Annotated in this window: 6 protein-coding genes; 1 reads left to right on the forward strand and 5 read right to left on the reverse strand. The window is 75.8% G+C overall.

Features of this window, described 5'->3' with window-relative positions; all coding sequences use genetic code 11:
* The first annotated feature begins 140 nt into the window (after positions 1-140).
* Entirely contained in the window at positions 141-1,109 is a 969-nt protein-coding gene (locus ACFWEJ_RS08160; protein ID WP_377228697.1) for an endonuclease/exonuclease/phosphatase family protein, read from the forward strand.
* On the opposite strand, the gene ACFWEJ_RS08165 is transcribed toward ACFWEJ_RS08160, so the two are convergent.
* From ACFWEJ_RS08165 to ACFWEJ_RS08185, 5 genes are all read right to left on the reverse strand, one after another.
* Complete coding sequence (locus ACFWEJ_RS08165; RefSeq protein WP_377228698.1) at positions 1,079-2,542, reverse strand: hypothetical protein; 1,464 nt, start codon at positions 2,540-2,542, stop codon at positions 1,079-1,081. The two genes, ACFWEJ_RS08160 and ACFWEJ_RS08165, sit on opposite strands and share 31 nt — an antisense overlap.
* The gene (locus ACFWEJ_RS08170; RefSeq protein ID WP_377228699.1) at positions 2,539-3,942 is read right to left on the reverse strand and encodes a CHAT domain-containing protein; all 1,404 of its coding nucleotides are present in this window, start codon (positions 3,940-3,942) and stop codon (positions 2,539-2,541) included. Before ACFWEJ_RS08170 ends, ACFWEJ_RS08165 begins: the two co-directional genes overlap by 4 nt.
* Positions 3,939-5,384 (reverse strand): hypothetical protein, encoded by a 1,446-nt coding sequence (locus ACFWEJ_RS08175; protein WP_377228700.1) that lies wholly within the window; start codon positions 5,382-5,384, stop codon positions 3,939-3,941. Before ACFWEJ_RS08175 ends, ACFWEJ_RS08170 begins: the two co-directional genes overlap by 4 nt.
* 11 nt (positions 5,385-5,395) lie before the next feature.
* The gene (locus ACFWEJ_RS08180; RefSeq protein WP_377228701.1) at positions 5,396-6,769 is read right to left on the reverse strand and encodes a hypothetical protein; all 1,374 of its coding nucleotides are present in this window, start codon (positions 6,767-6,769) and stop codon (positions 5,396-5,398) included.
* 93 nt (positions 6,770-6,862) lie between these two features.
* Positions 6,863-8,308 (reverse strand): copper resistance protein CopC, encoded by a 1,446-nt coding sequence (locus ACFWEJ_RS08185; RefSeq protein WP_377228702.1) that lies wholly within the window; start codon positions 8,306-8,308, stop codon positions 6,863-6,865.
* Positions 8,309-8,331 lie beyond the last annotated feature (23 nt).

Here is an 8,331-nt window from a genome sequence, read left to right on the forward strand (position 1 = left end):
CTCGCCCTGGATGCGGAAGCATCGAAATTTGGCTGTGATATCACCTGTTTCATCCGGGTCCGGCAGTATCAGCCCTCGGCCGGGCGCCCTCTTGGCAGGTAGCGGTACCTCCCGATCCCTCCGCATGCAGGTGATGTGCCATGACCACGACCATCGCCCCGCCGCCCGGGCCGGTCCCCGGAGCGGTCACCGGCGACGTCGACCGGATGCGCGCCGCGCTCGCGGCCCAGATCCCGGCCAAGACGACCAAGAACCTGCTGATCGGCACGTGGAACCTCCGCGCCTTCGGCGACCTCACGCACAAGTGGCAGTCCGCCCAGGACGACAGCCCCAAGCGCGACTGGCACGCGCTGGCCTGCATCGCCGAGGTGGTCCAGCGGTTCGACGTGACGGCCGTCCAGGAGACCCGGCGGGACACGACGGCGCTGTTCGCGCTCCTGAGCCTGCTGGGCCCGCGCTACCAGGTCATCGCCTCCGACGTCACCGAGGGCGGCCCCGGCAACGGCGAGCGCCTCGCCTACGTCTACGACTCCGAGCGCGTCCAGGCCTCGGGTCTGGTCGGGGAGCTGGTCCTGCCGAAGGAGGCGCGCAACGACGACGTCGACCAGTTCGCCCGCACCCCGTACGCCGCGGGCTTCGTGCGCGGCGCGACCGAGTTCATCCTGACCACCGTGCACGTGCTGTGGGGCAAGGAGCCCGCCGACCGGATCAGCGAGCTGACCGCGTTCGCCACGTGGATGCGGGGCTGGGCCGACCGGCCCGCCGACTGGAACCACAACCTGCTGGTCCTGGGCGACTTCAACCTCGACCGGCTCGACGATCCGCTCTTCGCGGCGTTCGTCTCGACGGGGCTGTGGCCGCCCGCGGAGCTCGGCACGGAGCCGCGCACGATCTTCGACGACGACAAGGACCATCACCAGTACGACCAGATCGCCTGGTTCAGCGACCCCACGGGGCCCGGCGCGCCGTCGCTCCTGGACGGCCTGACGTACACGGGGCACGGTGGCAGCTTCGACTTCCTCCCGCACGCGCTGCAGGGCCTGACCAAGGGCCAGGTCTCGTGGCGCCTGAGCGACCACTACCCGCTCTGGCTGGAGTTCCTGGCCTGAGCCGGCTCTGCCCGAGTGGCCGGCGGCAGGGGGATCGCGACGGTGGGATCGCCCAGGATGACGGTGCTGGCGCGGTCGTGGGCCGTCACGCGGCTGTAGACCAGCAGGTCGAGGCTGGGCTTCGCCTTCGCGCCGAAGGCGGTCTGGAACTCCTTCTCGGCGAGCTGGTAGCCCTGGAGCAGCGCGCCGATGGGCCGGTAGTACGGCTCCATGGCGTACCCCACCGGCTTGCCGAGGAACAGCCGCGCGTACAGCGCCTCGCGCAGCTGCGCGGTCAGCGGCTGCGCGTTCGGCGGGAAGCTCAGCGTCCAGTTGAACGTGGGCTCGACGTGCCCGATGAACGCGCGCAGCGGCTTCTTCGCGCCGAGCAGCGCCCGGGGGAGCGGCGAGGTCAGGGCGCCCAGCGCGGCGACGCCGTCGAACGTCCGGGCCAGGTCGCCGTCGAACAGCCCGGCGTAGGCGGACGGGCTGTCCGCCCCGGCGGAGCAGCAGGCCTGGGCGAACCAGATCGCGCCGTCGGGCTGCCAGGAGCGCAGCAGGGTCTCGGGGTCGAGCGGCGCGTGGTCGTGGTCCACCAGTTTGCCGAGGTCGGCGCGCAGGCGCGCAGGGTCGGCGAGCGGCCCGGTCTGGCCGTGGCTCGTGGTGACGACGACGGCGGGCCGGGCGGTCGTCAGCGCAGCGGTCAGCGCGGCGACCGTGGCGGGCACCGAGCGGCCGTCGACGAACGTCGGCGTGAGCTCGGCGTCCGCGCTCAGGTCGCCGCTGAGCGGTTCCGCGACGACGTCGCGCATAAGGGTGGTGATCTCGCCCATCCGGTGGTCCACCGCCCAGACGACGGGCCGCGACCACTGGGCCGCCGAGTCCCGCCACTCGCCGAGCAGCGCGTCGACGTAGCGCGTCAGGGCGGTGCCGGTCAGGTCGAGCCGGCCCACGTGCCGCACCGGGTTGAGGATGTACTGCACCCGCCACGGGACCTGTTCGGGGCTGCCGTAGATGAGCAGGAAGGCCGGCAGCTCGCCGGCGTCGGCACCGGCCGGGGCGGCCGGGAGAAAGGGTTGCGCGTCGCCCGCGTAGTCGACGAGGGTCCACTGCGCGTAGCCGCCGGCGGGCCGGTAGCGGAACACCCGGCCGGAGCGCGCCGCGACCAGCCGCCGGATGTCCGCGGGCAGGTCGGTCATCGCCACGAGGTCGTCGCGGGTGGCACCGTCGGGCTCGCGGGCCACCAGCCCCCAGCCGACGTCGGGGTGCCGCCAGTCCCACGGTTCGGCCGGGGCGGGCCGCGCCGTCCGCTCGGCGACCGTGAACTCCTGGGTGAGCCAGGGCCGCACGTCCTGGGCGAACCGCCCCGCGACCGGCGCCGTGCCCGACCACGCGTCGCTGGTGATCTCGTAGCCGGGGTCGACGGCGGGGGCGGCGCCGGGCGTGACGCTCACGACGGCTCCGCCAGGGCCTCCGGCGTGACGCCGAGCAGCGCCGCGAGCTCGGCGATCCGCTCCGTCGCGCCGGCGCGGAACGCCGCGCCCTGGCCCGGCGGCAGCGCGGCGAGCAGGCTCTGCAGGGCCGCGACCTCCAGGCGCCAGGTCCGGGCCTGCTCCGGGTCGACGCGCGTCGCGCCGTCGTCCCGCGCGGGCGTGAGCTGGAGCTGGAACTCCTCCCAGCGCAGGTAGAGCGCCGGCAGGGTCCACTCGCGGCCCTGGTTCCGGGCCTGCGTGGGCGACAGCCCGGCGCCCAGCTCCGTGACCAGCCGGTTGCGGGCCGCCACGGTCAGGGCTGCCCAGTCCAGCGGCGCCGAGAGCGTGGCGCCCGCCTTGGTCCGCGTGGTCAGCTCGCCCAGCAGGGCGCCGTACAGGCCCTGCGTCAGCATGCTGGCGACGGCGCTCCGGATCGGCTCGCGCATGCCGACGGCGGCGGGCGCTACGCCCTTGGTGACGAGGTCGCGAGCGAGGGACGTCGCCCCGTCCCCCGACGAGGCGGCGCCCTCGCAGCAGTTGAGGACGACGAGCCAGGGGCCGCCGTCCGTGTCCCAGACGAACTTCGCGAACTGCTCCTTCTCCAGGGCCAGGCCGATCCCAGGGGACGGCGAGGCCCAGTCCTGCTTGAGGGCGAGCCGCACGTGCGGCACGGGCTCGGTGGAGCCGTGGCAGAACAGGTGCAGCACGTGGGGCTTGAACTCGCCCACCAGCGTGACCAGGTCGTGGTGGTCGGGCGGCACCAGGTGCACGCCCGCGATCTCGGGGGCGGTGCCGGCGTCGACCTCGGCCTGCAGGCTCGTCGCCAGCTCCTCCTCGCTGACGACGACCAGGAGGCGGGCCATCCCCGGCCCGGCCTCCAGGGCGGCGGCCCGCAGCTCGCGCAGCTCCGCCGCGGCGCCCAGGCCCAGGCACGACAGCAGGGCCATGATCCGCAGCGGCGGTTCGAGCTGGTACAGGGGCACCGGGGGCGCCGTCGTGCGCACCACGCGGGCCAGCGCGTACTTGTCCTCCAGCGCCAGGTAGGGCCCGTCGCCGGGGAACCGGAGGGCCTCCCACGGCAGGCTGTCCGCGCCGCTGCGCGGCAGGATCTCGGCGTAGACGGGGAACCGGCGGTCGGCGCTGTGCAGGGCCACGGCGAGCTGGTCGCCGAGCTGCTCGTGCGCGGCGAGCGCCTGGAACAGCCGGTCGCCCTCGCGGGCGTTGACGTCGGCGTCCAGCGCCTGGGCGCTGACCGGGCCGTCGGCCGGACAGTCGAAGGTCCGGTCGAGGGCCTGGTCGTCGACGGGCTCGACCAGCCGCACCAGCGGCGTGGTCGCGCCCTCCTCGCCGAAGGCGGAGAGCTGGAAGACGACGCGGCTCACGGGGCACCTCCCTCCGGTGGTGCGGGCTCCGCGGGCGGCGGGGGAGCCGCCTCCTCCGGGTACGCGAGGTGCACGTGCCGTTCGAGCAGGGCGGAGACGCTGTTCAGCGCGTCCACCGCGGCCTGGTCGACCGGGAGGTCGGCGGTGTAGGGGAGCCAGCTCATCTGCAGCTGCTCGATGCTGCGCGACGCCGACGCGACCCAGGAGTCGCCGTCGACCTCGACCGCGGCCTTGCGCGTGGCCTCGTGCAGGAACGCGGACCGGCCGTCCTTGCGGAGCATGAGCTCGTCGGTGAGCGTGCGCAGGTTCGTGGTCAGCGGCTCGCCGGCGGGCTCGGGGTCGGGCGTGACCTCGACGAACAGCGGGTGCACCCAGGCGCTCATCGCCGGGAACGGCGCCGCGAGCGGGCCGGACGGCGTCAGCGCCGTGCGCAGGCTCCGGCCGAGCTGCACGCCGCCCGGGTCCGCCGCGACGTCGTGCACGGCCGTGACCCCCGGCCGGGACTGGGCCACGTAGTCGGCGAGGTCGCGCAGCCCCGCGGCGCTGTCGCTGCCGGGCGGGTCGGACAGGGCCAGGCCCACGGCCCCGACCCGGGTGAGGAGCTCGATCACCTCGACGGCCTCGACGAACGTCGCCGGGCCCTCGTCCGTCGTCGGCGACCCGGCCAGCACCAGCGCCCCGCGCCCGTCGGACAGGTGCCCGTGCGCCACGAAGTGCACGACGTCGAGCCGGCCGCCCTCGACGGCGTCCAGCATCCAGGTGAGCCACGGGTTGGCGATCGCGTGCGGGCCGGCGGGGCGGGCGACCGTGCGCCGCGCCGCGGCGTCCCGGTCCGCCGGCACGTGCACGACGACGTCGCCGCGGCCCAGCATCGGGCGGACGGCGTCGCACGTCGCCGCGTACCGGTCGGCGTCGGTGAACAGGTGCACCGTGACGTGCCGGCCCGGGGTGTCGACGTACTGGTGGGCGAGCTGCGCGACCACCTCCGCTGGGTCGAACCGGACCGCCGGGAAGGGCGAGCTGGAGCAGATCGCGACGTCGAGCTGCACCCCGGGCTTCTGCGGGCGCACCGGGTGGAACGGCAGCCGGAACAGGGGGCGGCCGAGCCCGGCCAGCAGCCGCTCCCACGGCAGCACGTGCACCAGGCCGCGCGGGACGGGGAACTCCAGCCACAGCGCGTTGTGCGGGGGCAGCGGCGACGTGCCCAGGCCCTCGGCGGCGGTCGCGAGCCGGGTCACGACCGCCACGGGGACGGTCAGGTCGGCATCCCGCACGAGCTCCACGGCGCTGGCCGGCAGGCCGAGGTCCGCCACCGGGCAGCGCGCGACCTCGGTGGGCCGGCGCCGTCCCCGGACCGCGGCGAACACGGCCTCCGAGGTGGCCAGGTCCACGCTGATCCGCAGGGTCGGCAGGTCGATCTCCGACCGCAGGGTCCTCGCCATCGCCGGCCCCCTCACCCGTCCGCGTGCGCCGCGGCTCGCATCTGGCTCAGCAGCGCCCAGGCGGTCTGGTCGGACTGGACGGCGCCGTGCCCTGGGATGCACCACGTGCCGTCCACGCCGATCACCTCGTACCTGCCGTCGACGGCGTGCTCGCCGATCGGGTAGTGCTGGCCGACGTCGGGCATCCGGTCGATCCGGAGCGCCTCGGCGCCCACGCCCTGCGGGCCGTAGCCGCCGAGCGCGGCGAACCGCGACGGCGGACCGCCCGCGATCTCGGCCTCGCCGAGGTCCGCCCGGCGCCGCAGCGCGAGGTGGAACACGCGCGTGAGCGGCAGGTCGTGCGCCGAGCGGGTGGTGACGATCGGGTTGCGCACCCGGTCGAACGCCGGCCGGTACCCGCCCGGCCGGCCGTCGACGTCGTCCGCGAACGCCCAGGCGGACAGCGCGGGCTGCAGCAGCAGCACCGAGTCGACGGGCCGGACCGTCCAGGGGCCGTTGCACACGGCGGAGAGCACGACCCGCCCGCCGTACGAGTGGCCCACCAGGTGGATCCGCGCGGGCGTCTCGTCGGCCAGCCGGCGCAGGGCGGCGGCCACGCCCGTGCCGCCCACGCGGCCGGCCCGGTCCTTCATCTGGCGCACCGTGGCCAGGCGGATCCCGGAGCGGATCAGCTCCAGCGGGTTGAAGCCGGCGACCCGGGGAGCGGCCGTGTCGCGCTCCTCGGAGGCGCCGGCGTCGTCGGGGATGATGCCGCTGGGGCGCACGGGCTCCGGCTCGATCCGCGCGAGCGTGTCCTCCCAGGCGGCCCGCAGCGCGGGCCCGTCCGTCCGGCCGCCCGCCGCGCCGGTCTCGTCCCGGTCGGCGACGGGCAGGTGCGCGAGGATCTCCGCGGCCAGGTCGGCCCGGTCCCCGGCCAGTCCGGGGTCGGCCAGCGCCGGGTCGGCCAGCAGGGCGTGCAGCTCGCCGCTCAGCTCCGGCCCGAGGTCCGTGCTCAGCACGGCGAGCTCGTCCGCGAGCTCGCCGGCCAGGCCGTCGCCGCCGGCCGCGATGTCGGGACCCTGCTCCCAGGGCATGACCAGCGCGGCGCTGGGCCAGAACACGCCCACGTACACGGGGCGGAAGGGGCGGTCCGCGGCGGGCGGGTGCGACCCCAGCACCGTGTCGAGGTGGTCGAAGAAGTCGTCGTAGCGCGAGGTCGCCGCCAGCCAGTCGTTGTTCCAGCCGTGCGAGAGGACGACGAGGTCGGTGGCGTCGCGCGCGTCCTCGACCAGGGCGGCCAGGGACCGGGGCGAGGTCAGGGTGCCCCGCGCGTCGAACTGGAGCACGTACACGGGGACCGGCCCGCGCGGACCCTGCCGGACGGTCCAGGGGATGTTCGTGGACATGGCACCATCGCCTCTTCTGCCGCTGCCCCCTGCCAACAGCTCTCATAGGTGCGGAGCCCACGATCTTCGTGTTGATACCGCTCCGAAGCGACCTCACCCGGCTGCCTGCACGGACGCCGCCACGAGCCACGCCGTGAGCAGCACGACGGCGACCATGAGCGCCGTCTCCCGGTAGGCGCTGCGGCGCAGCGCCTCGCCCGCGGTGCGCGACCGTCCGGCGTGCCGCACCACCGCCCGGCGGCGTGCCGTGAGCCGCGGGACGACGCGGAGGTGGTTGTGCGTGCCGATCGCCGCGACCAGCACGACCACGGCGACCTTGGCCAGCAGGAGCAGCCCCCAGGAGGTCTCCCAGAGCTGCGCCGGGCGGTCGAGGATCCCCACCGCGAGCAGCACCCCGGCCACGCCGACCACCGCGAGGGAGAGCCCCGCGACCACGGAGAAGCGGGCGCCCAGCAGCGCGGCGTCCAGGTCGCGCCCGTCGCGGCGCCGGGCCCGGAGCAGGAGCGTCAGCGTGACGACGCCGCCCACCCAGACGGCGGCCGCCGCCAGGTGCGCCACGTCCGCCGTCACCACGAGCCACCGGGGCTCCACGGTGTTGCTGTGGCCGCCGAGGACCTGCCCGGCGCCGGCGAGCACGGCCCCCAGCGCCGCGGGCCACGCGCCGGGCAGCGTGCGCCAGGCGCCCACCGCCACGGCGACCGCGCCGACGGCCTGGAGACCGACGTCCCAGCGTGTCGTCCCGGCGAGCGAGTCGCCGATCGCGGACGGCGAGACGGCGGCGGCGAGGTCGCCGTGCGCCACGAGCACCGCGCCCGCCAGGACCCGCACGGCGAGGCCGCCGAGCAGCAGCACGCCCGACCAGCGGACCAGCCGCAGCACGGCCGGAACGTCCGCCTCGTCCCGTCCGCGCAGCACGAGGCCGGCGAACGCCAGGGCGCCCGCGGCGACCAGGCAGCCCCACAGCGCGGCGGCGCCGCCCAGCCGGGCGACGGCTCCTGCGGCGTCGGTCGCCGGGGTGCCCATCGCGGCCGGGTCGTGGCCCATGTCGTGGTTCGAGCCGCTCATGTCGCTCATGTCGTGGCCGGCCGGTTCGTCGTCCGGCGCCTCGCTCGCGGCCCCGTCCGGAGCCGTGCCTGCCACGGTGAAGCCGAAGGTGCCCTCCAGCGGGTGGCCGTCCTGGGCCGCGGCGGTCCAGGTCACCGTGTACGGGCCGGGGGCCAGGGCCGCGGCCGGGGTCGCGACCAGCGCCAGGCCGTCCTCGGCGGGGGCGACGCCGGCGGGGACGACGCCGTCCGGGCCCTCGATCACCACGCCGTCGCCGAGCAGGCTCACCGGCAGCGTGAACCGCAGCGTGACCTCGGTGACCGCGGTCTGCGTCGTCGACCCGGCGGCAGGTACCGAGGACTCCAGGCGGGTGTGCGCGGCGGCGGGCGGCGCGCAGCAGAGCGTCAGGACGAGACTGGCGAGCAGGGCGAGCAGGGTGGCCGCCGCCCCGGTGCGGACCGCGCGAGGGCGCGCTCCGGCGAGCAAGCTGCGCATGGGCAGGCTCCTTCGGGAGGGGG

The organism is Promicromonospora sp. NPDC060204, assembly GCF_042728455.1.
GTDB lineage: Bacteria > Actinomycetota > Actinomycetes > Actinomycetales > Cellulomonadaceae > Promicromonospora.

Excerpts from the sequence above, each read along its gene's own strand:
- ACFWEJ_RS08160 (WP_377228697.1), top strand. The coding sequence starts at position 141 with ATGACCACGACCATCGCCCCGCCGCCCGGGCCGGTCCCCGGAGCGGTC.
- ACFWEJ_RS08175 (WP_377228700.1), bottom strand. The coding sequence starts at position 5,384 with ATGGCGAGGACCCTGCGGTCGGAGATCGACCTGCCGACCCTGCGGATC.
- ACFWEJ_RS08180 (WP_377228701.1), bottom strand. The coding sequence starts at position 6,769 with ATGTCCACGAACATCCCCTGGACCGTCCGGCAGGGTCCGCGCGGGCCG.
- ACFWEJ_RS08185 (WP_377228702.1), bottom strand. The coding sequence starts at position 8,308 with ATGCGCAGCTTGCTCGCCGGAGCGCGCCCTCGCGCGGTCCGCACCGGG.